This window comes from Thiohalorhabdus denitrificans (assembly GCF_001399755.1).
GTDB classification, from domain to species: domain Bacteria; phylum Pseudomonadota; class Gammaproteobacteria; order Thiohalorhabdales; family Thiohalorhabdaceae; genus Thiohalorhabdus; species Thiohalorhabdus denitrificans.
Genome location: NZ_LJCP01000009.1, coordinates 64,580 through 90,051 on the forward strand (window position 1 = coordinate 64,580; position 25,472 = coordinate 90,051).

Consider the following 25,472-nt stretch of genomic DNA (forward strand, 5'->3'; position numbering starts at 1 on the left):
GCCAGGGATCGCCCACCGAAGTGGGCTCCTACCAGCGGGGTCCGGAGGTTGAATTTCCGGGAATTTTGCGGCGCGGCCCCAGCAGGCCAGACAGTGGGCAATCAATTATAGGTACGGACGCAATGGCGGCAGGCAGTGTGAAGCGGATCGGATTCGTGGGCTGGCGGGGCATGGTGGGCTCCGTGCTCATGCAGCGCATGCGGGAGGAGGGCGATTTCACCGGCATCGAGCCGGTGTTCTTCTCCACTTCCCAGGCCGGCCAGCCGGGGCCCGACGTGGGCGTGGAAGTGCCGGCGGTGCAGGACGCCACAGACCTCGACGCCCTGCGCGAAATGGACGCGGTGGTCACCACCCAGGGCGGCGACTACACCGAGGAGGTGTACGGGGCCCTGCGCGAATCCGGCTGGGACGGGTACTGGATCGACGCCGCCTCCACCCTGCGCATGGCCGACGACAGCGTCATCATCCTCGACCCGGTGAACCGCGACCGCATCGACGCCGCCCTGGAGCAGGGCACCCGGACCTTCGTCGGCGGGAACTGCACGGTGAGCCTCATGCTCATGGCCCTGGGCGGGCTTTTCCGCGAGGGGCTGGTGGAGTGGATGACGTCCATGACCTACCAGGCCGCCTCCGGCTCGGGGGCCAAGCACATGCGCGAGCTCATTACCCAGATGGGCGCCCTGCGCGACGCCGCCGGGGCCCGGCTGGACGACCCCGCCGCGGGCATCCTGGAGATCGACCGAGCGGTGACCGAGCGCATGCGCACCGGGGACTTCCCCGATGACAACTTCGGGGTGCCCCTGGCCGGCAGTCTCATTCCCTGGATCGACAAGCCCATGGACAACGGCCAGAGCAAGGAGGAGTGGAAGGGCTCCGAGGAGACCAACAAGATCCTCGGCCGTCAGGGGGCCCCGGTGCCCATCGACGGCACCTGCGTGCGCATCGGCGCCATGCGCTCTCACGCCCAGGCCTTCACGATTAAGCTCACCCGCGACGTGCCCACCGACGAGGTGGAGGGCATCATCGGCTCCGCCAACGACTGGGTGCGGGTGGTGCCCAACGAGAAGGATCCCAGCATGGAAGACCTGACGCCCGCGGCGGTGACCGGGACCCTCGAGGTCCCCGTGGGGCGCCTGCGCAAGATGCGCATGGGCGGCGAGTACCTGAACGCCTTCTCCGTGGGCGACCAGCTCCTGTGGGGCGCCGCCGAGCCGGTGCGGCGCATGCTGGGGATCCTCACCCACTCCTAGCGGCTCCCGGTCCCCGATCCGGGCCGGACTGACGACCCCCGGGCGACGGCCCGGGGGCGTTTTGTTATCGGAACCGGCGCTGCTGGGCGGCTGCTTTTTTCCCAGAGCTTGGTCCTAACAAAACCTTGTTAGGTAAATTTTCCTGGAAACCGGAGCAGGTTTCCCCGGTTTCCAAAACCCCAGCTCTTATCCAGTGCGCCTGGCGCTCGGGCCGTTTTCTACCGGTTCCGGGCCCCATTCAAGTCGGACTGGAGGCGAGGGCCGAAAGGATGACGCGGCATCCCGGACGGGCTGGCTGTTGCCCATCGGGGACGGACGACTGTCCTCGACAAATCGGGAAATCTTTGGTTTGTTGCTAGCTGCATTGAAAAAGGGGCTGCATTCCACATAATCCCAATCGTCGAGTTGCTCGTAAGGGAGGGTTTGCGGTAAAAAAGGCCCCGTCAGGCCCGAACAGGAGACCCTTCATGCCGAAATCCGCCCAGACAGGGCGCCTGCGCAGCCCATCTCGGGCCCGTGTGTCAGCCGCCGGGAAGGCCGGCCCCTTGGCCGGCCTTTTCCTGGGGCTGGTGGCCGTGTCCGAAACGGCGGTGGGTCTCGGGCTGGGAAAGCTCGAGGTCGAATCGAGGCTCGGCAGTCCCTTGCACGCGGAAGCGCCCGTCCACCTGAGCGGTCAGGAGTCCGCTACCTCTTTGGAAGTGGCCCTGGCGTCCGCCGAAGATTACCGGATGGTGGGCCAAACCCCGGCGCCGATCGTCCGGCAGCTGGAGGTGCGCCTGTTGGGCGGGGAGCCTCCGCGGATCGTCCTGCTCAGCTCTGAGCCCCTCCATGCCCCCCTTTTCGAGGTCATGGTCCGGATTGGTGACGGGGACAACCAAGTCCTGAAGATGTTCACCGTGGCCCTGGACCCGGCCCGGGCGGCCCCGCCCGAGGCGAAGGCCTCCGCCTCCCAATCCGCTGGCTCGGGATCCTCAGGGGGCGCTGGTACGAAGCCTCGCCCCGCCACCGCTTCGGCGGCACGGGAAGTCTCCGCCCCCCGCGGTGGGGAGCCGGCCGTTGAGCGCCCCGCGGTGGAGGTGACTGAGGGGTGGGCCAAGCGCGACCGCTACGGTCCGGTGCGTCCCGGGGACACCCTGGCCACCGTCGTTCAACGGGTCCGTCAGGACGCCTCGGTGCCCATGGAGTCGGCGCTCGTAGCGGTCTGGAAGGATAATCCCGAGGCCTTCGTGGACGGCAACATGAACCTGCTCCGGCGGGGGGCGGTTCTGGACCTCCCCGGAGAGGAACGCATCCGCCGCATCTCCGTGGAGGAGGCGGAGAGCCTGATCGCCGAGCAGCGCCGCGAGTGGGAAGAACGGGGGCAGCCGGGTGCCGATCCCAACCCCGGCCATGAGCGCTACCACCTCAAGGTGGGGCTGGACCGGGACGATAATGGAGCGCCCACCGCCTCCACGGAACCCGATTCCTCCGAGTCGGGGGATGACCCCGAGGAGGAAAAGAAGCCGGAAGAGGGAAAGGGGGAAGAAGAGCCCGAACAGGCTGAGCCGCCCGAGAAGGGGGAGGACTCCGAGGGCCCTGCGAAAGGGGAAGACCCCGAACAGGCGGAGTCTCCGGGGGAAGCAGAGGATCCCTCGGAGTCCGAGCCCGTCGCCGGGGATTCCCGGGACGGGGGCAGCCTCCAGGAGGCCGCCGTAGAGGCCGGCAAGGATATTGCCGGGGAAGGGGCCGCGGGCGAGCAGCCCGGGCTGGCGGTGGCCGAGGAGGTGCAGGCCGACCTGGAGGAGCTGCGCGGTTCCCTGGAGGACCGGCGCAGCTCCATGCAGACCACCATCGGCTCCTTGGAGGACCGTCTTACCTCCCTGAACGAGCGCCTGGACCAGCAGAGCGCCCTGATCGACAAGCAGAGCGAGACCATGTCCGCCATGGCCACTCGCCCGGCGGACGATGGCGGTATGCCGAGTCGTGACCGGTACACCCTCTGGGGGCTGGCCGGGGTGAATCTGCTCATGCTCCTCGCCATCCTAGCCCTATGGCGGAAGGTGAGCGGAGGGCCAAGGGGCACCCCTCCGCCCTCCGGGGATGGGGGGCTGGATGGGTCCGACGGGGCCATGGAGGACCTCGATCCCTTGACCCGGGCCAACGCCCAGGCGGCAGCGGGGGAGCTCAAACAGGCCCGTTCCACCCTCTGGCAGGCGCTGGCCCTGGAGCCCCAGAACTGGGCCCTGTACGGGCGCCTCCTGGACCTTTACGAAGAGGAATGGGACGGAGACCAGTTCGAGGAGGTGGCCCGCCGCCTCTTCTCCCAGCTGGGGGATTCCCATCCGGATTGGCAGGAGGAGATCCGCTGGCGTGGTCGGCAGCTCAAGCCCGAGAGCACCCTGTTCGCCGGCCTGGGCCATTCCACTCCGGTCGCAGGGTCGGAGGCAGGCGGCGCGGCGAAGGGCGACGAAGGCCCTTCCTTCGACATGGACGACTTCGATTTGGGTTTGTCCTCGGAGGCGGGGGCCGCGAACGAGTCTGCGCCGCCTTCCCCCGCGCCGACAACTGAACCGGAGTCCGGCGGGAATGCCGCTGCGGCGATGGGGGAGCCGGAGCCGGAAGATGACTTGGTCTTCAGCTTTGGGGACGAGCCCCAGGCCGAGGAGGAGCCGGTTCCCGCCCCGGATAAAGGGACCACGGGGGTGGCTTCCGCCGAAGCGGCGGGCACCTCTCTGGAGGAGGACCTGAGTCTGTCCCTGGATGGGGACGCTACGGAGCCCTCCTCCGCCTCCAACGGTCACGAATCGGGTACCGGGGAGGCCGGGGAGCATGCCGATCTGGCCCTGAATATGGACACCGGGGGCGGGTCGGACGAGCTTACCGCCGACCTCTCCGGGGCGTCGGCCCCGGTGGACTCTTCGGAGCCCACACCTTCGCGGGTGGGCTCCGGGGCAGCGGATGATGGCGGCAACGAGCTGGAATTCGATCTCGGCCTTGACGCCGGCAGCGAGGATTCCGGGTCGGCCGGGGAAGAGGATCTGGAATGGGCCGCCCCGGAGGGCTCGACCGGGAACGGACCCGAGGTCGCGGATGACGGCCTCGAATTCGACCTCGGGTCGCTTGAAGAGGAAGGCCCTGCCCCTTCCCCCTCGGCCCCGGAGGCCACCGCGCCCAATGACGGCGCGGATGACCTGGACCTTTCGCTGTCCGATCTGTCCGGGGAAGGGCCGTCCGGCGGGGCTCAGGACGAGTCCTGGCTGGATCTCGATGCCTCCGGCGGCAACGAGGCCGGCGGAAGCGGTCCCGTTCCCGGCGAAGGCGGGGAGCCGGATGACAATGAGCTCGATATCAAGCTGGACCTCGCCCGCGCGTGGATCGATATGGGCGACCCCGAGTCGGCCCGGGGCCTGCTCCAGGAGGTGGAATCCCAGGGGGAGACGGAGCAGCAGGAGCGTGCGCGCCAGCTCCTGGCCTCCTTGTCCTGAGGTCGACCGAACCCTGCCAGCGGCGCCCCGTTCCGGCGGGGCGCCGCTTTTTTGGGTGAGGGGGGTGGTGCGTCATGGGTGATCGTGGCGCCGCCAACGGCAACGAGGGCCTGCATGCGGGCGGCAAAGTCCTGGCCGTCCTCCTGCTGGCCCTCGGGCTGACCCTGGGCGGGGGCCTGGCCGAGGTGCTGGCTACGGCGTTGCCCGTGGCCCTGGCCCTGCTCCGCTCTCCCGGTGCCGGAGGGGCTTTCCTCCTCCTGCTGCGGCGGCTCCGGGTGGTCTTCCTCTTCATCCTGATCCTGCACGGCTGGTTCTCGCCCGGCGTCCCGCTCTTTACCGAGCTGGGCGCATGGTCCCCCAGCCGGGCGGGGTTGGTGGAAGGGGTGCGGCTGGTGGGGGTGGTGGGATTGATGGCGGCCATGGTGGCCGCCCTAGTCCGGACCACCCCGGTTCCCGAGCTTGCCGGTGGGGTGGCCTGGGTCCTCCGGCCCCTGGGGCACCTGGGGGTGCCGGTGGAGCGGTTCGGCCGGCTGCTGGCCTGGACGGTGGAGCGGGTGGAGCCTGTGCGGCGGGAAACGGGCGCGGTGCGTCAGGTCCTGCGGCTGCGCCGCCCCTCCGGCCGGGGCCTGGCCGCCAGGCTCGGCCAGGAGGCGGCTGCGGCCCGGGTGGTTCTACGGCGCGCCCGCGAGGCCGCCGACCGCAACGCGGAGGCCCTGTACCTGCGCCGGGCCGGCGGCGTTCGTCCCCCCGGCGCCCCGGACCGGTACGATTGGGGCCTGATGGTCGCCGCCGGGACTTGGGGCCTACTGATGGCGGCGCTCTGACCGGAACGGGGAGACCGAATGCCACGGCGCATCGCCCTTCTGCTGGAGTTCGACGGGGCCCGCTTCCACGGCTGGCAGCGTCAGGCCAATGCCGTCAGCGTCCAGGAGACCCTGGAGTCGGCCCTGTCGCGGGTAGCCGATGGGCCCTTGCGTACCGTCGCCGCCGGGCGGACGGATTCCGGCGTGCACGCCCTGGGCATGGTCGCCCACTTTGATCCACCGGTGGAGCGGCCGCCCCGGGCCTGGGTGCAGGGGGCCAACGCCCACCTGCCGCCAGGGGCGGCGGTGGTGGAGGCGGCGCCCGTGGAGGCCGAGTTCGACGCCCGGCGCAAGGCCACTGCCCGTACCTATCTGTACCGGCTGCTCGCCCGGCCGGCCCGCCCGGGCCTGGAGCACGGCCGGGTAACCTGGGTGCGCGGCCCGCTGGACGTCGAGGCCATGGCCGCGGGGGCGCGCCACCTGGAGGGGAGGCACGATTTCTCCGCCTTCCGCGCTTCCGGCTGCCAGGCGGCCCACCCGGTGCGCGAGGTACAGCGCATCGCGGTCCGCGCCCTCGGCGAGGAGGTCCAGGTGGCGGTGCGCGCCGACGCATTCCTGTACAATATGGTGCGCATCATGGTCGGGTCCCTGGTCGAAGTGGGGCTGGGTCGGCGGGAACCGGCGTGGATCGGAGAGGTCCTGGTAGGGGGCGACCGGGATCTTGCCGGCCCGACGGCCCGCCCGGAAGGCCTGTATTTCGCCGCCGTCCACTATCCCCCCGAGTGGGGGGCGCCGGCGCCGCCGACACGGGGGCCGGGCGGCTTCGAACCGAGGAATTTCTGAGCGAGCGCCGTGGCCCGAACGCGCGTCAAGATCTGCGGGATCACCCGCCCGGAGGACGGCCGGATGGCCGCAGCGGCGGGCGCCGATGCCATCGGGCTGGTGTTCCATCCCGACAGCCCGCGGGCGGTGAGCCCGGAGCGGGCGGCGGAGATCTGCGCGGCGCTGCCGCCCTTCGTCACCGCCGTGGGCCTGTTCGTGGATCCCGCCCGCGAGCAGGTGGAGCGGACCCTGGCGGCTTGCCCCCTGGACCTCCTGCAGTTTCACGGCGGCGAGGCGCCGGAGTTCTGCGCCGCCTTCGGCCGACGCTACCTCAAGGCGGTGCGGGTGGGGGCGGAGACGGACCTGGCCGCGGCGGCGGCGCGCTACGGGGCCGATCGCCTGCTGCTGGACGCCTACGTCCCCGGGCAGGCCGGCGGCACCGGGCGCAGCTTCAACTGGGCGCTGATCCCCGCCGATCTCGCTTCCAGGGTGGTCCTGGCCGGTGGGCTGGATGCGGAGAACGTGGGCGAGGCGGTTCGGGCCGTGGGGCCTTATGCAGTGGATGCGAGCAGCGGTGTCGAGGAGGGACCGGGGGTCAAGTCGGCCGCCCGGGTGAAGGCCTTCATACAGGGAGTCCGGGATGCGGACCGAGGATAATTTGCCGGACAGCAACGGCCATTTCGGCATCTACGGGGGGCGTTTCGTCTCCGAAACGCTCATGGCGCCCATCCTCGAGCTGGACCGGGCCTACAGCGAGCTGCGTGAGGATGCCGCGTTCCAGGCCGAGCTGGCCGACGAGCTGCGCGATTATGTGGGCCGGCCCACCCCCATCTACGAGGCCAAGCGGCTCTCCCGGGAAACCGGCGGTGCGCGGATCTTCCTGAAGCGCGAGGACCTGACCCACACCGGCGCGCACAAGATCAATAACACCATCGGCCAGGGGCTGCTCGCCCGCCACATGGGCAAACAGCGCATCATCGCCGAGACCGGGGCGGGGCAGCACGGCGTGGCCACCGCCACCGTGGCCGCCCGCCTCGGTCTGGAGTGCGTGATCTACATGGGCGCCGAGGACATGCGGCGCCAGGCCATGAACGTCTACCGCATGCGGCTGCTGGGGGCGGAGGTGCGCGCCGTGGAGGCGGGCTCGCGCACCCTCAAGGACGCCATGAACGAGGCTATGCGCGACTGGGTCACCAACGTCGCCGATACCTTCTACGTCATCGGTACCGTGGCCGGCCCTCATCCCTATCCCCTGCTCGTGCGCGACTTCCAGGCGGTGCTCGGCCGCGAGGCCCGGGGGCAGATCCAGGACAAGCTGTGCCGCCTGCCCGATGCCCTGGTGGCCTGCGTGGGCGGCGGAAGCAACGCCATGGGCCTGTTCTACCCGTTTCTGGACGACGAGCAGGTGGCCATGGTGGGCGTGGAAGCCGGCGGCTACGGCCTGGCCACCGGCCACCACGCCGCGCCCCTGACCGGCGGCACCCCCGGGATCCTGCACGGCTCGCGCAGCTACCTCATGCAGGACGACCACGGCCAGATCCTGGCCACCCATTCCATCTCCGCCGGCCTGGACTACCCCGGCGTGGGGCCCGAGCACAGCCACCTCAAGGACCTGGGGCGGGTCGCCTACGAGACCGTGGACGACGACGAGGCCCTGGCCGCCTTCAAGCAGCTCACCGCCACCGAGGGCATCCTGCCCGCCCTGGAGTCCTCCCATGCCGTGGCCGCCGGGATGCGCCTGGCGCGCACCCTGGACCCCGAGCAGGCGGTGCTGGTGAACCTCTCCGGACGGGGCGACAAGGACATCCACACGGTGGCGGAAACGGAAGAATTGTCGTGAATCGCATCGATACCACCTTCGCCCGGCTGCGCCGGGAAGGCCGCAAGGGGCTGGTGACGTTCCTCACCGCCGGGGACCCCGTTCCCGAGCAGACCGTGCCCCTGCTGCACACCCTGGTGGCTTCCGGCGTGGACGTGCTCGAGCTGGGGGTGCCGTTCACCGACCCGCTGGCGGACGGTCCGGTGATCCAGCGCGCCTCCGAGCGGGCGCTGGCCCATGACGTCAGCCTGGAGGACGTCCTGGAGATGGTCCGCGCCTTCCGGGCCGACGACCCCCATACCCCTGTGGTGCTCATGGGCTACGCCAACCCGGTGGAGCGCATGGGCCCGGCCCCCTTTGCGGAGCGGGCCGCCGAGGTGGGGGTGGACGGGCTGCTTACCGTGGACATGCCGCCGGAGGAGGCCGCTGAGTGGACGCGGCCCCTGCCCGGGGCCGGCGTTGCGCCCATCATGCTGGTGGCGCCCACCACCGCCGAGGAGCGGCTGGCGAAGACCGTGGAGCTGGCCGAGGGCTTCATCTACTACGTCTCCATGACCGGCGTAACCGGCGGCGGGGGGCTGGACGTGGCCTCCGTGCAGGAGCACGTGGAACCCATCCGCGCCCGCACCGACCTGCCCGTGGCGGTGGGCTTCGGGGTGCGGGACGCCGACTCCGCCGCCGCGGTGGCCGAGGCGGCCGACGCGGTGGTGGTGGGAAGCGCCCTGATCCGTACCGTGGAGGCGCACGTGGAGCATGCGGACGCCGGGGCCCTGCGGGAGGCGCTGGCGGCCCAGGTGGCCGACCTCCGCCGCGGGGTGGACCGCCACCAGACCGCTTCGAACTGAGCGCCGGAGGCTGGGCCCGCAACCGAGCTTCGGCGAACCAGGCAGCAGGTGGGGCGGTGCGGAACGCCCTCCACCACAAGTATCGTCGGCCCATTGAGCCGGCGGGTGCGCCAGGCGCGCCCGGGCCGTGGCCGCCAAAGGGGAAGGACGGTCGTACCATGAGCTGGTTTCAGAAGATCATGCCCCCCAAGATCAAGGAAAAGCAGAGCAAGGGGGGAACCACGCCGGAGGGCCTGTGGGACAAGTGCCCGAGCTGCCAGGCCATTCTCTACCGCAAGGACCTGGAGCGCGCCTACCAGGTCTGCCCGAAATGCGACCACCACCACCGCCTGAGCGCCCGCCGGCGGCTGGATTTTTTCCTGGATCCGGACGGTCGCGAGGAGATCGGGGTCGGGCTGACCGCCAACGATCCCCTGCGCTTCCGGGACTCCAAGAAATACCGCGACCGCCTGGCCCAGGCCCAGAAGCAGACCGGGGAGAAGGACGCCCTGGTGGCGATGCGCGGCACCCTGCTGGGGCAGGGGGTGGTGGGCTCCGCCTTCGATTTCCAGTTCATGGGCGGCTCCATGGGGTCCGTGGTGGGCGAGCGGTTCGTGCGGGCGGTGGACCGGGCCCGCGAGGACCGGGTGCCCCTGGTGAACTTCTCCGCCAGCGGCGGGGCGCGCATGCAGGAGGGGCTTTTCTCCCTGATGCAGATGAGCAAGACCTCCGCCGCCCTGGCCAAGCTGGACGACGCGGGGCTGCCCTTTGTCTCCGTGCTCACCGATCCCACCATGGGCGGGGTCTCCGCCAGCCTGGCCATGCTTGGGGACGTGATCGTGGCCGAGCCCAAGGCCCTGATCGGCTTCGCCGGTCCCCGGGTGATCCAGCAGACCGTGCAGGAGACCCTTCCCGAGGGCTTCCAGGAGGCGGAGTTCCTCCAGGACCACGGCGCGGTGGACTTCATCGTCGACCGCCGTGAGATGCGGGAGGCCATCGCCGACCTCCTGGCCACCCTCAATCATCTGCCCGCCACCGGCTGAGGCGGGAAGCGCGCCGACCGTGGCGGAATCCCCGGAGCTCCGGGCCTGGCTGGAGCGGATAGAAGCCGGCCATCCCGCCGACATCGCCCTTGGTCTCGACCGGGTCGGCGCCGTGGCGGAGCGGCTGGGCCTGCTCCCGGCGCCCGTGCCGGTGGTGCTGGTAGGGGGGACCAACGGCAAGGGGTCGGTGGTGGCCTTCCTGGAGGCCGCCCTCCGGGAGGCCGGCCACCGCGTGGGCGCGTACACCTCGCCCCATTTTTTCCGCTTCAACGAACGCATCCGGATCGGGGGCCGACCCGCCGCCGATGCCACGCTCCTTTCTGCCTTCGAGGCGGTGGAGGCGGCGCGCGGCAATACCCCCCTTACCTATTTCGAGTTCACCACCCTGGTCGCCATGAGCGCTTTCCGGGAGGTGGTGGACATCGCCGTGCTGGAGGTTGGGCTGGGAGGGCGCCTGGATGCCGTCAACCTCTGGGACCCCCTCCTCAGCGTGGTGACCTCCATCGACCTCGACCATCAGGCCTTCCTTGGTGGTGACCGGGAGACCATCGGCGCCGAGAAGGCGGGAATCTTCCGTCCCGGTGTGCCGGCTGTCTGCGGGGACCCCCGGCCACCGCGGTCCCTGCTGGAGGCCGCCGGTGAGGATCTCTGGGTCCAGGGCCGGGACTTCACGGCCACCCCCGGAGAGGCGGGCGAGTGGCAGTGGGTCGGGTCCGGGCGGACCCTGGGCCCGCTTCCCGGTCCGCGTCTGGCCGGGGCGTACCAGCTCCGCAATGCCGCCACCGCCGTGGCCGCCGGCCTCCGCCTTCCCGAGCCCTTCGGCCTTGATGAGGTCCATTGGCGGGCCGCCCTGCCGCGGGTTGCCCTTCCTGGCAGGGGGCAGCAGGTGCCGGGGCCCATTCCCGTTTGGCTGGACGTCGCGCACAATCCGGCCGCCGCCCGGGGGCTCGCCGATCTGTTGCAGGGGAACCCGGCCTCCGGACGCACCCTGGCGGTGTTCGGCGCCATGCAGGACAAGGACGCCCGCGGCGTGGCGGACTCCATGGCCGCTGTCATCGACCGGTGGTACCCTTGCAATATGCCCGCGGAGCGCGGCATGGCGGGGGAGGAGCTGGCCCGGACCCCGCCGATCTCAACCATGGAGTGCCGGGGGCCGTTCCCGGATCCCGCCGCCGCCCTGGAGGCGGCCCGTGGGGACGCGCGGCCGGGCCGCGACCGGATCGTGGTTTTCGGCAGCTTTTTGATGGTGGCTGCCGCCCTGGAGGCGTTGGAGGAGGCGTTCGCCCGGGAAGGGCGGGAGCCGCCCCCGGAGGAGGGGTTGCTGCAATGAGCGCAGGGCGTGCACGAGGCTCGGAAGAGGGCGGGAAAGGATCCCGTTTCTATAAGGTCGTCGGCGGCATGGTGGTCGCATTGGTGGTGGCGGTGGTCGTCCTGCCCCTCTGGTTCGGCGGCGGGCAGACGAACCAGGGCCGGGTGGTGGAGATCCAGCCGGGGGGGACCGATTCCGACGGGGGCGAGGCGCCCGGTTCCGGTGAGGATACCGGCCCGTCTGCAGGTGATGCGGTAACCCATCCCCTGGAAGAGGGCGGGGACGCCGAGGAGGAAGGCCAGGAGAAATGGTGGCGGCGCACGGTGGATGGAGGCGAGGCTGCCTCCGACGACCCCTCAGCTGCCGCCGCGGAGCAAGTCCTGCCGGACCAGGGGAAGGCAGGTTCCGGGGGCGACCGGAGCCAAGTGCAGGCCCCCGAGGAGGCGGAGGCCGAATCCGTCGATCCGTCCGAGCCGGAGGAGCCCGAAGAAACGGCCGATCCGCCGGCGGAGCAGACCGCCGCCAGGGAGAGCGGCGGGGAGGCTGGGGCGCAGGCCCCCGGAATGCCTGATGCCCCGTTCTGGGGTGTGATGGTGGGCTCCTTCCAGGACCCCGGCAACGCCAAAGGGCTCCGGGACCGCCTCCAGGAGCAGGGCTACGAGGTGTCCGTGGTACCCACGAAGGTGAAGGGGCGGCAGTGGCACCGCGTGATCGTGGGCAGCGGGGAGAGCCGCGAAGCCGTCCAGGATTTGGTGCCGTCCCTGGAGGAGACGGGCTTCGAGAACCTCCTCGTCATCGAAATCGAGGAAGGCCCGGCCTCCTCGTAAACCTCCTTCCACCGAAAACCGTCGAGCAAAGGACCGCTTTCCCGTGACCCTCCTGGACGTCCTCTGGCTGGTGATCATCGGGGTCTCCGCGGCCATCAGCCTGTGGCGCGGGTTCGTAAAGGAGGTGTTCTCCCTGGCCGCCTGGGTCCTGGCGGTGGTGGTGGCGGCCCGGCTCGGCTCGCCTTTGGCCCGGGCCCTCGGAGAAAGCATCGCCGATCCCCAGGTGCGTGCCGTCACCGCGTTCTTGCTGTTATTCTTCCTCACCCTGCTGGCGGCCTCCCTGGTGGGGGTCTTCGCCTACCGGCTGGTACACTCCGCGGGCCTCAAGCCCACGGACCGAACCCTGGGACTGTTTTTCGGGCTGCTGCGGGGAGTCGTGGTGGTAGGTGTTGTGGTCCTAGTGGTGCGGGGTACGCCGCTGGGCGAATCGCCCGTGTATGAGCAGGCCTACCTGCGCCCGGGGCTGGATCCGGTGGCGGATTTCCTGCACCGCCTCCTGCCGGCGGAGTATGGGGCCTACTTCGATGCCGGCATGCTGCCCCTGGAAGAGCTCCAGGAACGGGCCCGGGACGTGGGGAAGGACGCCCTGGACCGGGAAGGCCTGGAACGCGTAATCGAAAACAGTCTGGAAAGCGGTGAGTGACTACATGAACCACGCGGTGACCATCGACGACGACGCCTTCCACCACGAGTGCGGCGTCTGCGGGGTCTTCGGCCACGAAGAGGCGGCCAACCTCACCTACCTGGGGCTCTACGCCCTGCAGCACCGGGGCCAGGAGGCCGCCGGCGTCACCTCCTGCGACGGCACGCTGTTCCACACCCACCGCGGCATGGGCCGGGTGGCGGACGTCTTTGGCGCCGAGGACATGGACCGCCTCAAGGGGCGTCACGCTATCGGCCACGTGCGCTACTCCACCTCCGGGGCCTCCGTGGAGCGCAACGCCCAGCCGCTGGTAATCGATTACCAGCACGGCGGCCTGGGCATGGCCCACAACGGCAATCTGGTGAACGCCGCCCAGCTCCGCCAGGACCTGGAGCGCCAGGGCTCCATCTTCCAGACCGAGATGGATACCGAGGTGATCATCCACCTGGTGGCCCGGGCCCTGGGGACCAGCGTGGAGGAACGGCTTGCCAACGCCCTGCGCGAGGTGCGCGGTGCCTACACCCTGGTGGCCCTGACCGAATCCCGGCTGGTAGGGGCCCGTGACCCTCTGGGCTTCCGCCCGCTGGTCCTCGGCGAGATCGACGGCGCCTATGTGCTCGCTTCCGAGACCTGCGCCCTGGACCTGATCGGCGCCGAGCTGATCCGCGACATCGAGCCCGGGGAGATGGTGGTGATCACCCGGGACGGCGTCCGGTCCCTCTTCCCCTTCGAGCCGCAGCCGCGCCGTATGTGCGTGTTCGAGTACATGTACTTCGCCCGGCCCGACAGCACCCTCGACGGCATCAACGTCTACAACGCCCGCAAGGCCATCGGCCGGGAGCTGGCCCGCGAGCACCCGGTGGAGGCGGACGTGGTGGTGCCGGTGCCCGACTCCGGGGTGGCCGCCGCCATGGGCTACGCGGAGGAATCCGGTTTGCCGCTGGAGCTGGGCCTGATCCGCAACCACTACGTGGGCCGCACCTTCATCGAGCCCAAGCAGGCCATCCGCCACTTCGGCGTGAAGGTGAAGCTCAACGCCGTGCGCGATGTCCTGAAGGGCAAGCGGGTAATCCTGGTGGACGACTCCATCGTCCGGGGCACCACCAGCGCCAAGATCGTGGGCATGGTGAAGGCCGCCGGGGCCGAGGAAGTACATATGCGCATCAGCGCGCCGCCCACCATCGGCCCCTGCCACTACGGCATCGACACCCCCGACCGCGACCAGCTCATCGCCGCCACCCATACCCAGGAGCAGATCCGTTCCAGCCTGGGCTGCGAGACGCTGGCCTATCTGAGCCTGGACGGGCTCTACCGCGGGATGGGCGGCCGCGCCCCGGGCTACTGCGACGCCTGCTTCTCCGACGACTATCCGGTGGCCCCCGAGGGGAAGGTCCAGCAGATGAGCCTGCTGCGAGAGGAGGCGGGATGAGCGAGGAGGACGCCCATTTCGAAACCCGCGGTATCCGAACGGGCATCCACCGCACCGGGGAGAAGGAGCACAGCGAGGCCCTGTTCCCCACCTCAAGCTTCGTCTTCGACAGCGCCGAAGAGGCAGCCGCCCGCTTCGCCGGGGAGAGCCCGGGCAACATCTACTCTCGCTTCACCAACCCCACGGTGCGCGCCTTCGAGGAGCGCCTGGCCAGCCTCGAGGGCGGTGAGCGAGGCGTCGCCTTCGCCTCCGGTATGGGCGCCATTACCGCCACCCTTATGGGCCTGCTCAACGCCGGCGACCACGTGGTGGCCTCCAACAGTTTGTTCGGCTCCACCACCGGCCTTCTCAACAACATCTTCTCTCGTTTCGGGGTGACCACCACCTTCGTCGACCCCGCGGACGGGGAGGCCTGGTCGGCGGCGGTTACCGAGCAGACCCGGCTGTTCTTCCTGGAGACCCCCTCCAACCCGGGCATGGCGGTGGCCGACATCGCCGACCTGGCCGGGCGCGCCCACGAGGCCGGTGCCTGGCTGGTGGTGGACAACTGCTTCTGCACTCCCGCTCTGCAGCGCCCCCTGGCGCTGGGCGCCGATCTGGTGATCCACTCCGCCACCAAGTACCTGGACGGCCAGGGCCGGTGCGTGGGAGGCGCCGTGGTGGGTCCCGAGGCGCTGGCCGGGGACAAGGTCTTCCCCATCCTGCGCACCGCCGGCATCACCATGAGCCCCTTCAACGCCTGGGTCTTCCTCAAGGGTCTGGAGACCCTGTCCCTGCGCATGGAACGCCACTGCGACAACGCCGAGCAGGTGGCCGGCTACCTGGCCGAACGCCTGGGCGCCGAGCGGGTCCGCTACCCGGGCCTGCCCAACCATCCCGGCCACGAGCTGGCCAGGCGTCAGCAGGACCGCTTCGGCGGCCTGCTGGCCTTCGATCTGCCGGGCGGTCGTGAGGACGCCTTCCGCTTCATCAACGCCCTGAAGATTCCCTCCATTACCGCCAACCTCGGCGACACCAAGACCACCGTCACCCATCCCGCCAGCACCACCCACGCCCGGGTTTCCGAGGCCGAGCGCCAGGCCGGAGGCGTTACCGAAGGCCTGGTACGGATCTCCGTGGGCCTGGAGAACGCCGAGGACCTGAAGGCCGACCTGGAGCAGGCGCTGGCGGCTGCCCGGCTGCTCTGAACCCTTCAATGGCCGTACGGTACCGGCCCCGCTAATCTCCCATACGGGGCCTAGAGGAAGAGTGCCGGGGGTGCCCCCGGTACCGACCGGGACCCCGCCCGCATCGGGAGAGGGGGCCGTCCCGTTGAGGCTTGGGGAGGCACTTTGACCTGGTCAAACCGAATGCGTGCCGATGCTGAGGCGGCCCTGAGCGCCGCTCTGGCCACAGCCGATCCCGCACGGGGTGTTGCCGAGTGGCTGCGGGACCATCCCAGGGCCGGCCCGGGGCGCCGCGTGGTGGTGGCCATGGGGAAGGCGGCCTGTGCCATGGCAGCGGGGGCGGTGGCGGAAGGGGGCGTGGATCCCGCGGATGTCCTGGTGATCACCAAGGACGGCCACGGTGCGCGCTGCCCGGAAGGTGCCCGGTTCCTCGAGGCGGGCCATCCACGGCCCGATGGACGGTCCCTGGCGGCGGGGGCGGCCATCCTGGAATGGGTGGTGGGCCTTGGTGCCCGGGACGAGCTGCTCCTGCTGGTGTCGGGAGGAGCCTCCGCCCTGGCCGATGCCCTCCCGCCCGGCATCCCCCCGGGGGACTGGTACGCCGCCAACGAGGCGCTGGTCGGGGCGGGTTTGCCCATCGAGGCCATCAACGCCGTGCGCAAGCACTGCTCCCAGCTCAAAGGGGGGCAGCTGGCCCGTGCTGCCGCCCCTGCCCGGGTCACAGCTCTCCTTCTGTCCGATGTGATCGGGGATGATCCCGCCGTGATCGGCTCCGGGCCCGCCGCCCCCGACCCCTCCACCTTCGACGACGCCCTGGCCGCCCTGCACGGCCTCTCGGGCATCCCGGACTCCCTCCGCGCCCACCTGGAAGCGGGGCGAGGCGGGCATCGGGCCGAGACGCCGGTGGAGCTGCCCAACAGCCGAAACGTGGTGGTGGGAAGCAACCGGCAAGCCCTGGAATCGGCGGCCGAGGCCCTTCGGGAGCGGGGCTATGGGGCCCTGATCCTTACCGGCCGCCTCCAGGGCGAGGCCCGGGAAGTTGCCCGGGCGGTGGGGGCGGTGGCCCTGGAGGCGGCCGCCACCGCGGTCCCGGCCCCGCCCCCCGTGGCGCTGCTGTGGGGCGGAGAGACCACGGTCACCCTGGGACCCGAATCGGGGGAGGGGGGGCGCAACCAGGAGATGGCCCTGGCCATGGGCGAGGACCTGGCCGGGACCGAAGGGGTGGGGGTCCTGTGCGCGGGGACGGACGGCACCGACGGTCCCACCGACGCGGCGGGAGGATGGGTGGACGGGACCACCTGGGATCGGGCTCGGGAGGCGGGGTGGTCCATACGTGGTTCGCTGGCGGGCCACGACAGCGGCTCCCTGCTGGAGGCCCTGGGGGACCGGGTAGTGACGGGCCCGACGGGGACCAACGTGATGGACCTCTGCCTGGCGTTGGTGTCCCCCAAGCGGCCCTGGACACAGTCGGACAGTTCGGCAAACTAGGGCGCCAGGATGGCTGAAACGCGGATTGTCCCAAAGGAGAGGAACATGGCGTGTACCGGGCGGTGGATCATCGTGCTGCTGTTGGCCGGGCTGTTGGCCGGGTGTGGCGGGACCGATTTCCGGGCCCAGCCGGTACCCGACAGTGTGCCGGACAACTGGCGCGGTATCGTGAACGAGGCCAACAAGGACCCCTGGACGGTCCTGGGCTTCGGGCGCTCGGCGGAGGAGGGCGGCAGTCCGCTTTCCGGACGGAGCGGGGCCGATAGCAGGGCGCGGGACGATCTCGCCAGCCGCATGGCGGAGCGCCTGGACCATCTCCAAAGCCGCCTCGGGGAGGCCATGGCCTCGGAAGAGCAGGGCGAGGGACTGGAATCCTCGGATGTGGAGGCCATGCTGAAGCGGGCCGGGGATATCGCCATGAACCAATCCCACATCCCCCGCCGGCATCGCAACGAAAGCGGCACCTGGCAGGCGCTGGCCGTGGCGGACCTGGAGAAGGGGCTGCGCGAGGTTGCCTCCCGCCGGGACCTTTCGCAGGGCGTGCAGGAGAAGCTCATGAAGGAGGCGCGGAAGGCCCTGGGGAGCCGCAAAGGGGGCCAGGAAGGATCCGAATCGGGGGAGGCGGGCTAGGAGCCCCACTCCAGGGCGGCTTTCCCGGTCTTGGTCCAGGGCCGGGAAGTTGGTAGCGTGAAGCCATGAAGCTCGATCCTGGGGGCCGGCGCCCTCCCTCGGAGGCGGGGGGCGCCTTCCTGGCCCAGCCCTCCGCTCCCCTCTGGAAGCGGGTTCCTGCCCGGGATCCCGAAGGCCGTCCCCTGGCCGATTTCATGATGATCATCCCGGGGCTGCGCGACCGGCCCGAGCCCGCCCTGCGCGCCACCGTTGCCGAGATCGAGGCCGTTTTCGCGGCCTACCGGCCCGTGGTGGTCTTCGCCGACCTGAACCTACGCCTCAACCTCCTCTGGGTCTCCCTTCGTCCCGCCCCGGGCATGTGCCTGGAGGTGGCCGCGGCCATCAAGAGCCGGGTCCCGGAGGCCCTGCTGGTGGCCAACCGCCGGGAGGCCATGGGGCGTTAGCTCCAGATCCGCTTCTGCTTGCGCCCGCGGTGGGCGAGCTGGGCCCGGCCCAGCCAGCCGATGGCGACCCCCACCAGAAGCACCATGAGCACCAGCAGCCCGCGCGACAAAGTGAACTCCCAGATCAGGAAGTTGATGTCGACGATGGTGGTGTTCTGCAGCACGAAGATCAGCACCAGCACCAGGAGGACAATGGCCAGTAGCAGCTTGTAGTGCATCGCGCGCCTCGGCTTGGGTAGGGGTCCGCTGAATGGGCGTCCGCATCCGGCCCCAGGCGAACCGGGGGATTGCCAAGTATGGAAGCATCGCAGGGCCGGGGCCGGCAAGAGGCGGGAAGGGAACGGGTTTCGGAGCTCCCTAGCCGCCGTTGGGCCGATCGCGGAAGCGCATGGACAGGTCGAGGCTGGTGAGGTCCCGGGTGAGGGCCCCGGAGCTGATGGCGTGCACGCCGGTTTCCGCCACCTCCCGGACGTTGGCCAGGTCAATGTTGCCGCTGGCCTCCAGGAAGCAGCCGCCGTTATTGTTGGAGACGGCCCGGTTCAGGTCGTCCAGGGAGAAGTTGTCCAGCAGCACCGCGTCCACTCCGGCGGCCAGGGCGGTCCGGAATTCCTCCAGATCCTCCACCTCCACCTGGATCCCCACCGTGTGGGGGGCCGCCTCCCGCGCCGCGCGCACCGCCGGTTCCAGCCCGCCCGCCCAGGCGAGGTGGTTCTCCTTGAGCAGCACGCCGTCGAACAGACCGTGGCGGTGGTTGTGGCCGCCGCCCACGCGCACGGCGTACTTCTGCGCCCCGCGCAGGCCGGGGAGGGTCTTGCGGGTGTCCACGATCCGCACCCCGGTTCCGGCCACCGCCTCCACCATCTCGGTGGTGGCGGTGGCGGTTCCGGAAAGCGTCTGCAGGAAGTTTAGAGCGGTACGCTCCCCGGTAAGCAGCGGCCGGGCGGGACCGCGCAAGCTGGCGACCTCGGCATCCACCTCCAACCGCTCGCCCTCCCCGGCATGCCACCGGATCGCGATCCGGGAATCGAGCTGGTGGAAGGCCTCCTCCACGAAGGGGCGCCCGCACAGGATGCCCTTCTCGCGGGCCACAATGACCGCTTCCGCGTCCCGGTCCGCGGGGACCGCCGCGAGGCTGAGGTCGCCGGGGCCGATGTCCTCGGCGAGGGCGCGGGCCACCGTCTCCTGAACCCCTGCCAGGGGAAGGGGAATGGTGCTCATCAAGGCCTCCTTGCGGCCCCTCGGCCGGCTCGCTGCGCCTTCTGTTGTGGCTCTGCGGTTCCCAAGCCGCCTTCTTTCATCCCTGAAGTGCGGCAAGCCGCTCGCGCTGGTCCCGGAGCTGTTGTTGCCGGGATTCGAACTCCGCCAGCTTCTCGCGCTCTTTGTCCACCACGTCCTCCGGGGCCTTGTCGCGGAAGCTGGGGTTGTCCAGCTTCTTGCGGCTGCGCTCCAGGTCGGCGTCCACCTTCTCCAGCTCCTTGTCCAGGCGCTGGATCTCGGCCTCCACGTCGATAAGGCCTTCCAGGGGTACCAGCACCTGGAGGTCGCCGGCCAGGCCGGTGGCGGATTGTGGCGGCTCCTCGCCTTCCGGCACCCAATCCAGGGATTCGGGCCGGGTCAGCGCATCGATGAAGATCCGGTGCTCCTCCACCCGCTGCCGGTCGCGCTCCCCACCGCTGCGCAGGAGCAGGGGAATGGCCTGGTTCGGGTTGATGTTCATCTCGCCGCGAATGGAGCGCACTGCACCCACGAAGGCCTCCAGCCACTCGAACTCGGCCTCCGCGTCCGAATCCATGCGGCCCTCGTCCGCCTCAGGGTAGGGCTGGCGCATGATGGTCTCGCCCTCCCGGCCCGCCAGGGGGGCCACCTTCTGCCAGATCTCCTCGGTGATGAAGGGCATGAAGGGGTGCAGCAGGCGGAGGCTAGCCTCCAGGACTCGGATCATGGTGCGCCGGGCGCTCTCGGCCGCCTCGCGGTCGTCACCGTTCAGGGCGGGCTTCACCAGCTCCAGGTACCAGTCGCAGTAGCTGTGCCAGATGAAGTCGTAGGCGGCGTGGGCGGCGTCATTGAAGCGGTAGGCGGCCATGGCCTCGGCCACCTCCGCCTCGGTGCGCTGCAGGCGGGAGACGATCCAGCGGTCCGCCCAACCGGGCGCGGTATCCGCCGCGGGCGGCTCGGTGACGTTCATCAGGTTGAAGCGGGCAGCGTTCCAGAGCTTGGTGCAGAAGTTGCGGTAGCCCTCGATGCGGCCCAGGTCGAACTTGATGTCGCGGCCCATGGTGGCCAGCGAGGCGAAGGTGAAGCGCAGGGCGTCGGCGCCGAAGGCGGGGATGCCGTCGGGGAACTCCTTGCGGGTCATCTTCTCGATGGCCTTGGCCTTGGCCGGCTGCATCATGGCGCTGGTGCGCTTCTCCACCAGCGCCTCCAGGTCGATGCCGTCGATGAGGTCCAGGGGGTCGAGGACGTTGCCCTTGGACTTGCTCATCTTGTTGCCCTCGGAGTCGCGCACCAGGCCGTGCACGTACACTTCCTCGAAGGGCACGTCGTCCATGAACTTCAGCCCCATCATGATCATGCGGGCCACCCAGAAGAAGATGATGTCGAAGCCGGTGACCAGCACGGAGGTGGGGTAGAAGGTTGCCAGCTCCTTGGTGTCCTCCGGCCAGCCCAGGGTGGAGAAGGGCCACAGCGCCGAGGAGAACCAGGTGTCCAGGACGTCCGGATCCTGGATCAGGTGGCGACCGCCGCAGTGGGGGCAGTCCTCCGGTCGGTCCTGGCCGTCCTCCGGCACCAAGGGGGTGGCCTCCGTGCCCACGCTGACGTGCTCGACCTGGTCCAGGACCTCCTTGAGGTCGAAATCGTGGTACTTGAGCCAGGCCGGGGAGGCCGGACCCACCTTGACCCCGTCCAGCTCCAGGTCGTGGGCGGCCAGCTTCAGGTGGTTCTCGTCGCAGTCGGCGCAGTACCAAACCGGCACCCGGTGGCCCCACCAGATCTGGCGGGAGATGCACCAGTCCTCCAGGTTGTGCATCCACTCGAAATAGGTCTTGGCCCAGTTCTCGGGCACGAAGCGGATGTCGCCGGTCTCCACCGCCTCGATGGCGGGTTTGGCCAGTGGGCCCACCTTCACGAACCACTGGTCGGTGAGGAAGGGCTCGATGACCGTCCCCGAACGATCGCCGCGGGGCACCATGAGGTTGTGGTCCTCCACCGCCTCCATCAGGCCCTGTCCCTCCAGGTCCGCCACCACCCGCTCCCGGGCCTCGTAGCGGTCCAGGCCGCGGTAGGCAGGCGGGGCGTTGTGATTGATGCGGGCGTCGTCGGTGAGGATGTTGAGCATGGGCAGGTCATGGCGCCGGCCCATCTCGTAGTCGTTGAAGTCGTGGGCCGGGGTAATCTTCACGCAACCGCTGCCGAACTCGGGGTCCACGTACTCGTCGGCGATCACCGGGATCTCCCGCTCCGCCAGGGGCAGGCGGATGGTCTTGCCGATGAGGTGGGTGTAGCGCTCGTCCTCGGGGTGCACCGCCACGGCCTGGTCGCCGAGCATGGTCTCCGGGCGGGTGGTGGCCACGGTGACGTGGCCCGAGCCGTCGGCCAGGGGGTAGCGGAAGTGCCAGAGGTGGCCGGGCTCCTCCTCGGACTCCACCTCCAGGTCGGAGATGGCGGTGTGCAGCACGGGGTCCCAGTTCACCAGGCGCTGACCGCGGTAGATGAGCCCCTCGCGGTACAGGCGCACGAAGACCTCGTTCACCGCGCGGGACAGGCCCTCGTCCATGGTGAAGCGCTCGCGCGACCAGTCGGCGCTGGCGCCCATGCGCCGCAGCTGCTGGGTGATGACGTTGCCGGAGGTCTCCTTCCATTCCCAGACACGCTCCACGAAGGCCTGCCGGCCCAGGTCATGGCGGGTCTGTCCCTCCTGCTCCAGCTGGCGCTCCACCACCATCTGGGTGGCGATGCCGGCGTGGTCGGAGCCCGGCTGCCACAGGGTGCGGTGGCCGCGCATGCGGTGATAGCGGGTCAGGGCATCCATGAGGGTGTCCTGGAAGGCGTGCCCCATGTGCAGCGTGCCGGTGACGTTGGGCGGCGGGATCATGATGGCGAAGGGCGGCGCCTCCGCCCCCAGGTCGGGGCTGAAGTAGCCGCTGGCCTCCCAGTGGGTGTACCACCGGGTCTCCACCTCCTTGGGGTCGTAGGTCTTGGGCAGGGAATCGGATGGCTGCGTCATGAAATCCTCGTCTGGGCGCCCACGCCAGTGAATGCGGGTTGCGGTCCGGGCCGGGAAGGCGGTACCCGGGAACCGGACGGAGAAACCAAAAAGCCCCCGATCCGGCGGATCGAGGGGCTGAAAAGCCGTTCAGGGGGGCGGTTCGGCCCTATTCCCCCCGCTTGATGCGCTCGATCTCCGCCTCGGCCAGTTCGCGCAGCAGCTCGGGAAGCCGCTGCTGCAGATAGCCCTCCAGGGCCTCCCGAATCTTGGGCTCCAGGGCCGTGGCCAGGGCCGAATCCAGGTCGGCGGTGGCCTTGGCTACCTGCTCGCTTAAGGTCTGCTCCACCGTTTCCCGCAGCGCGGCCTCATCCACCTCCGGCGCGGTAGGGGCCGCCGGGGAAGGCTCGGAGGCGGGGGCAGCCGCTCCCGAGGCCGGTGCGGCCGCCTCCGGGGCGGGAGATTCCGGAGGCTCGGGGGCGGGCTCCTCGGGGAGGTCCAGGTCGCCTACCTCGGTTGCCGGTCCCGGAGCGATGGGGGAGGGCTCGTCAGCGGGGCTTCCGGCGGCCTCCGTCGCCGTCTCACCGCCGAACGGGGCTGTGCCGGCGGTGTCCAGGGACGGGGCTTCCGGGGCGGGCGCGCTGGGCTCCTCGTCGAGGGGAAACGCCGGGCCCTTGGCGGCGGCCTCGGCCCCGGCGGGATCGCGCTCGGGACCGGAGGGGTCCGGTTCCTGCTGGTCCGAACCCGCGGAGCCCCAGTCCTCGAACATGCCGTCGATCTGGGAGGTCGCTGACGAGGCGGCGGGGGTCTGTTCCTCCTGGCCGTCGAGCTGGAGATCCTCCAGGCCGCCGATATCGCCCTGGGAGTCCTCCTCCCCGGACGGGGCGGAGGGCTCGGTGGTCGAAGGGGGTGGGTCCTCCTCCACCACCTCGGTGAGCAGGAGCTCCTCGCCGTCGTCCTGATCCTGTCGGGATCCGGGCTCGGCGGGGGGGTTCGGGGGTTCGGACTGGTCCTCCTCCAGGATGCTGCGGAGGCTGGTCAGGATCTCGTCCATGCTGATGTCCGAGTCGGCACCCTGACCCGGGTGCTCGGGAGAAGCCGATTGGTTGCGTTCTTGATCCGCCATGCTCGATTCCTTGGAACCGCGATCCGGGAAGTGGGGGGATCAGTATCGGGCCGGCAAACGCCGGCTGTCAATTGACCCGCAGGTCGTGGGTGTGCAGCTCGAAGCCGCTCTCCCGGTAGGCCTTGTAGCGGCTCCGCGCCGCCTCGCGGCCCGCGGAGTCGGGGGGGACGAACTCCGCGACCCGCTGGAAGCCGGACAGGCATTCCATAGGGGGTGGGCTCGCGCAGACCAGGACCTGGGCCCCGCCGGGATCGGCGCAGTCCGAGGCCAGGACCACCGGCTCCGGGGCCTCCGGGTCCCGGTGCTCCAGGCGGGCGTGGGGGACGAAGCTGCCCGCCCGGTAGGTCCACAGGCGGGTATCCAGGTCGCTCAACAGGGCCTCGGAGGTCGCCAAAACCAGTACCCCGTAGCCCGATGCGTACGCCTTGCCGGCCACCATGCAGGCGGCGCGTGGTACGGCGTCGCCGTCTTCTCCGCCGAGGCGGAAGAAGTCCACGCGGGTGGTCATCCGGCGGCGCGCTCCACCAAGTACTGGCTGATCATGCGGACCGGATGGCCCGTGGCGGACTTGTCGTCGCCGCTCTTCCAGGCCACCCCCGCGATGTCCACGTGGGCCCACTCGTAGTCCTCGGTGAACCGGGACAGGAAGCAGCCGGCGGTGATGGTCCCCGCTTCCCGGCCGCCTACGTTCTTCATGTCGGCGAAGTTGCTCTTGAGCTGTTCCTGGTAGTCGTCCCAGAGGGGCAGCTGCCATCCCCGCTCGCCCGTCTCGTCGCCGGCGTCCATGAGCTCGCGGACCAGGCGGTCGTTGTTGCCCATCAGCCCGGCGGCGTTCTTGCCCAGGGCCACCAGGCAGGCACCGGTGAGGGTCGCCATGTCGATCACCACCCGCGGGTCGTAGCGCTGGATCCAGGTCAGGGCGTCGGCCAGGACCAGGCGGCCCTCCGCGTCGGTGTTGATGACCTCGATGGTCTGGCCGGACTTGGAGGTGAGGATGTCGCCGGGGCGATAGGCCTGCCCATCCGGCAGGTTCTCCGCCGCCGCCGCCACCCCCACCACGTTGATGGGCAGCTGCAGCTCGGCGATGGTACGCATGATGCCGAACACCCCGGCGGCGCCGCACATATCGTACTTCATCTCGTCCATGGCCGCGGCGGGCTTGATGGAGATGCCGCCGGAATCGAAGGAGATCCCCTTGCCCACCAGGACGTAGGGCTTGTCGCCCTTGGCCCCGCCCTGGTACTCCATGGCCATCAGTCGGGGCGGGTTCACCGAGCCCTTGCCCACCGCCAGGAAGGCCCCCATGCCCTCCTTTTCCAGCTGCTTTTCGTCGAGCACGGTGAGCCCCAGGTCCCACTCCTTGGCGAGCTCCTCGGCGTGCTCGGCCAGATAGGCGGGCGTGGCCACGTTGGGCGGCTGGTTGGCCAGGTCGCGGGCCTCCATGACCCCATTGGCGTAGGCGAGGCCCCGGTCCACGGCCACCTGGCCGTCACGGAGGTCGCTGCGGCGGGGTACGCAGAAGGTCAGCCGCCGCAGGGGGCGGCGGGGCTTATCCGTCTTCGACTTGTACTGGTCGAAGCGGTAGAGGGCCAGGGCCCCGGATTCCGTGGCGGCCCGCACCTTCCACTCGATCTCCCGGCCCTTGACGTGGAGCTCGGGGAAGTAGACCACCGCCTCCATGGAGCCGGTGCCGTCCAGGTGCTTGACCAGCGCCTCCACCGTCTCCCGGTAGCGCTTGTCGTCGAGGTCGCGCTCCTTGCCCATGCCCACGAGAAGGACGCGATCCGGTAGGATATTGGGCAGGTTGTGGAGCATGAGGAACTGCCCCTGGCGCCCCTCCAGGTCTCCGCGGCGAAGGAGCTTGGTCAGATAGCCGTCCGTGGCCCGGTCGATGTCACGGGCTGCCGGGGATAGCCGCCGGGGCTCGAAAACGCCCACCACCACGCAGGCGGTTCGCTGTTTCTCGGGGCTGCCGCTCTTGATGAAGACTTCCATCGCCTGACTCCTTCGCTGACCCGGAAGGATGGCAAGGGGCTTCCTTCCCCGTCTCCGGGTGGGACGGGCCTTTTCGGGAAAATTGGAGATTTCAGTTTATCTTCCCTGAAAAGACCGGTAAAGGTCTGTTTTGTTGAATTCTGTCCAGTAATCCGGCGGTTGAGCCATTGCGCATGTCCCGGTCCTC

Annotated in this window: 22 protein-coding genes; 16 read left to right on the forward strand and 6 right to left on the reverse strand. The window is 70.0% G+C overall.

Annotated elements, in window-relative coordinates; all coding sequences use genetic code 11:
- Window positions 1-137: 137 nt before the first annotated feature.
- The 16 genes from asd (at window position 138) to AN478_RS06530 (ending at window position 17,960) form a co-directional block, all read left to right on the forward strand.
- Entirely contained in the window at window positions 138-1,250 is a 1,113-nt protein-coding gene (gene asd / locus AN478_RS06455; protein ID WP_054965886.1) for an aspartate-semialdehyde dehydrogenase, read from the forward strand.
- Window positions 1,251-1,795: 545 nt separating this feature from the next.
- Window positions 1,796-4,714: a FimV/HubP family polar landmark protein gene (locus tag AN478_RS06460; protein ID WP_054965802.1), complete on the forward strand. Its 2,919-nt coding sequence runs from the start codon at window positions 1,796-1,798 to the stop codon at window positions 4,712-4,714.
- A gap of 74 nt (window positions 4,715-4,788) precedes the next feature.
- A complete protein-coding gene (locus tag AN478_RS06465) occupies window positions 4,789-5,538 on the forward strand; it encodes a hypothetical protein (RefSeq protein ID WP_054965803.1) in 750 nt (249 codons plus the stop codon).
- A gap of 18 nt (window positions 5,539-5,556) precedes the next feature.
- A complete protein-coding gene (gene truA / locus AN478_RS06470) occupies window positions 5,557-6,360 on the forward strand; it encodes a tRNA pseudouridine(38-40) synthase TruA (RefSeq protein ID WP_054965804.1) in 804 nt (267 codons plus the stop codon).
- A 9-nt stretch (window positions 6,361-6,369) separates the two neighbouring features.
- On the forward strand, window positions 6,370-6,996 hold the full coding sequence (locus tag AN478_RS06475) for a phosphoribosylanthranilate isomerase (protein ID WP_054965805.1): 627 nt from the start codon (window positions 6,370-6,372) through the stop codon (window positions 6,994-6,996).
- Window positions 6,980-8,179 carry a tryptophan synthase subunit beta gene (trpB, locus tag AN478_RS06480; protein WP_054965806.1) on the forward strand — a complete coding sequence of 400 codons (1,200 nt, stop codon included), beginning with the start codon at window positions 6,980-6,982 and terminating at the stop codon, window positions 8,177-8,179. The genes AN478_RS06475 and trpB overlap by 17 nt, the downstream gene beginning before the upstream one ends.
- Window positions 8,176-9,003: a tryptophan synthase subunit alpha gene (gene trpA, locus AN478_RS06485; RefSeq protein WP_054965807.1), complete on the forward strand. Its 828-nt coding sequence runs from the start codon at window positions 8,176-8,178 to the stop codon at window positions 9,001-9,003. The genes trpB and trpA overlap by 4 nt, the downstream gene beginning before the upstream one ends.
- Before the next feature lie 158 nt (window positions 9,004-9,161).
- Window positions 9,162-10,025: an acetyl-CoA carboxylase, carboxyltransferase subunit beta gene (gene accD, locus AN478_RS06490; RefSeq protein WP_054965808.1), complete on the forward strand. Its 864-nt coding sequence runs from the start codon at window positions 9,162-9,164 to the stop codon at window positions 10,023-10,025.
- Window positions 10,026-10,044: 19 nt separating this feature from the next.
- The gene (locus AN478_RS06495) at window positions 10,045-11,355 is read left to right on the forward strand and encodes a bifunctional folylpolyglutamate synthase/dihydrofolate synthase (RefSeq protein ID WP_074471459.1); all 1,311 of its coding nucleotides are present in this window, start codon (window positions 10,045-10,047) and stop codon (window positions 11,353-11,355) included.
- Window positions 11,352-12,161, forward strand: a complete 810-nt coding sequence (locus AN478_RS06500) for an SPOR domain-containing protein (RefSeq protein ID WP_143004178.1) — start codon at window positions 11,352-11,354, stop codon at window positions 12,159-12,161. The genes AN478_RS06495 and AN478_RS06500 overlap by 4 nt, the downstream gene beginning before the upstream one ends.
- A 43-nt stretch (window positions 12,162-12,204) precedes the next feature.
- On the forward strand, window positions 12,205-12,804 hold the full coding sequence (locus tag AN478_RS06505) for a CvpA family protein (protein WP_054965810.1): 600 nt from the start codon (window positions 12,205-12,207) through the stop codon (window positions 12,802-12,804).
- A 4-nt stretch (window positions 12,805-12,808) separates the two neighbouring features.
- Entirely contained in the window at window positions 12,809-14,233 is a 1,425-nt protein-coding gene (purF, locus tag AN478_RS06510; RefSeq protein ID WP_054965811.1) for an amidophosphoribosyltransferase, read from the forward strand.
- Window positions 14,230-15,420 (forward strand): O-succinylhomoserine sulfhydrylase, encoded by a 1,191-nt coding sequence (locus AN478_RS06515; RefSeq protein ID WP_054965812.1) that lies wholly within the window; start codon window positions 14,230-14,232, stop codon window positions 15,418-15,420. The genes purF and AN478_RS06515 overlap by 4 nt, the downstream gene beginning before the upstream one ends.
- Window positions 15,421-15,582: 162 nt before the next feature.
- Window positions 15,583-16,887, forward strand: a complete 1,305-nt coding sequence (locus AN478_RS06520) for a glycerate kinase type-2 family protein (RefSeq protein ID WP_074471460.1) — start codon at window positions 15,583-15,585, stop codon at window positions 16,885-16,887.
- A gap of 45 nt (window positions 16,888-16,932) precedes the next feature.
- The gene (locus AN478_RS06525; protein WP_054965814.1) at window positions 16,933-17,517 is read left to right on the forward strand and encodes a hypothetical protein; all 585 of its coding nucleotides are present in this window, start codon (window positions 16,933-16,935) and stop codon (window positions 17,515-17,517) included.
- 65 nt (window positions 17,518-17,582) lie between these two features.
- On the forward strand, window positions 17,583-17,960 hold the full coding sequence (locus AN478_RS06530) for a hypothetical protein (protein ID WP_054965815.1): 378 nt from the start codon (window positions 17,583-17,585) through the stop codon (window positions 17,958-17,960).
- Here AN478_RS06530 and AN478_RS06535 read toward each other — a convergent pair.
- The 6 genes from AN478_RS06535 to AN478_RS06560 all read right to left on the reverse strand — a co-directional run bounded on the left by AN478_RS06535 (window position 17,957) and on the right by AN478_RS06560 (window position 25,285).
- Window positions 17,957-18,178 carry a lipopolysaccharide assembly protein LapA domain-containing protein gene (locus tag AN478_RS06535; RefSeq protein ID WP_054965816.1) on the reverse strand — a complete coding sequence of 74 codons (222 nt, stop codon included), beginning with the start codon at window positions 18,176-18,178 and terminating at the stop codon, window positions 17,957-17,959. The genes AN478_RS06530 and AN478_RS06535 overlap by 4 nt on opposite strands.
- Before the next feature lie 139 nt (window positions 18,179-18,317).
- Entirely contained in the window at window positions 18,318-19,178 is an 861-nt protein-coding gene (nadC, locus tag AN478_RS06540; protein WP_054965817.1) for a carboxylating nicotinate-nucleotide diphosphorylase, read from the reverse strand.
- Between the two features lie 76 nt (window positions 19,179-19,254).
- Complete coding sequence (locus AN478_RS06545) at window positions 19,255-22,164, reverse strand: valine--tRNA ligase (RefSeq protein WP_054965887.1); 2,910 nt, start codon at window positions 22,162-22,164, stop codon at window positions 19,255-19,257.
- Window positions 22,165-22,333: 169 nt separating this feature from the next.
- A complete protein-coding gene (locus AN478_RS06550; protein WP_054965818.1) occupies window positions 22,334-23,290 on the reverse strand; it encodes a hypothetical protein in 957 nt (318 codons plus the stop codon).
- A 67-nt stretch (window positions 23,291-23,357) separates the two neighbouring features.
- Complete coding sequence (locus tag AN478_RS06555) at window positions 23,358-23,798, reverse strand: DNA polymerase III subunit chi (protein WP_054965819.1); 441 nt, start codon at window positions 23,796-23,798, stop codon at window positions 23,358-23,360.
- Window positions 23,795-25,285: a leucyl aminopeptidase gene (locus AN478_RS06560; protein ID WP_054965820.1), complete on the reverse strand. Its 1,491-nt coding sequence runs from the start codon at window positions 25,283-25,285 to the stop codon at window positions 23,795-23,797. The genes AN478_RS06555 and AN478_RS06560 overlap by 4 nt, the downstream gene beginning before the upstream one ends.
- Between the last annotated feature and the right edge of the window lie 187 nt (window positions 25,286-25,472).

What these genes read in the sequence shown, in the direction of transcription:
- AN478_RS06515 (WP_054965812.1), top strand. Translation starts at nt 14,230, where the DNA reads ATGAGCGAGGAGGACGCCCATTTCGAAACCCGCGGTATCCGAACGGGC.
- purF (WP_054965811.1), top strand. Translation starts at nt 12,809, where the DNA reads ATGAACCACGCGGTGACCATCGACGACGACGCCTTCCACCACGAGTGC.
- AN478_RS06525 (WP_054965814.1), top strand. Translation starts at nt 16,933, where the DNA reads ATGGCGTGTACCGGGCGGTGGATCATCGTGCTGCTGTTGGCCGGGCTG.
- AN478_RS06500 (WP_143004178.1), top strand. Translation starts at nt 11,352, where the DNA reads ATGAGCGCAGGGCGTGCACGAGGCTCGGAAGAGGGCGGGAAAGGATCC.
- AN478_RS06530 (WP_054965815.1), top strand. Translation starts at nt 17,583, where the DNA reads ATGAAGCTCGATCCTGGGGGCCGGCGCCCTCCCTCGGAGGCGGGGGGC.
- AN478_RS06465 (WP_054965803.1), top strand. Translation starts at nt 4,789, where the DNA reads ATGGGTGATCGTGGCGCCGCCAACGGCAACGAGGGCCTGCATGCGGGC.
- accD (WP_054965808.1), top strand. Translation starts at nt 9,162, where the DNA reads ATGAGCTGGTTTCAGAAGATCATGCCCCCCAAGATCAAGGAAAAGCAG.
- AN478_RS06520 (WP_074471460.1), top strand. Translation starts at nt 15,583, where the DNA reads ATGCGTGCCGATGCTGAGGCGGCCCTGAGCGCCGCTCTGGCCACAGCC.
- AN478_RS06535 (WP_054965816.1), bottom strand. Translation starts at nt 18,178, where the DNA reads ATGCACTACAAGCTGCTACTGGCCATTGTCCTCCTGGTGCTGGTGCTG.
- AN478_RS06560 (WP_054965820.1), bottom strand. Translation starts at nt 25,285, where the DNA reads ATGGAAGTCTTCATCAAGAGCGGCAGCCCCGAGAAACAGCGAACCGCC.
- AN478_RS06550 (WP_054965818.1), bottom strand. Translation starts at nt 23,290, where the DNA reads ATGGCGGATCAAGAACGCAACCAATCGGCTTCTCCCGAGCACCCGGGT.
- trpB (WP_054965806.1), top strand. Translation starts at nt 6,980, where the DNA reads ATGCGGACCGAGGATAATTTGCCGGACAGCAACGGCCATTTCGGCATC.
- AN478_RS06555 (WP_054965819.1), bottom strand. Translation starts at nt 23,798, where the DNA reads ATGACCACCCGCGTGGACTTCTTCCGCCTCGGCGGAGAAGACGGCGAC.
- nadC (WP_054965817.1), bottom strand. Translation starts at nt 19,178, where the DNA reads ATGAGCACCATTCCCCTTCCCCTGGCAGGGGTTCAGGAGACGGTGGCC.
- truA (WP_054965804.1), top strand. Translation starts at nt 5,557, where the DNA reads ATGCCACGGCGCATCGCCCTTCTGCTGGAGTTCGACGGGGCCCGCTTC.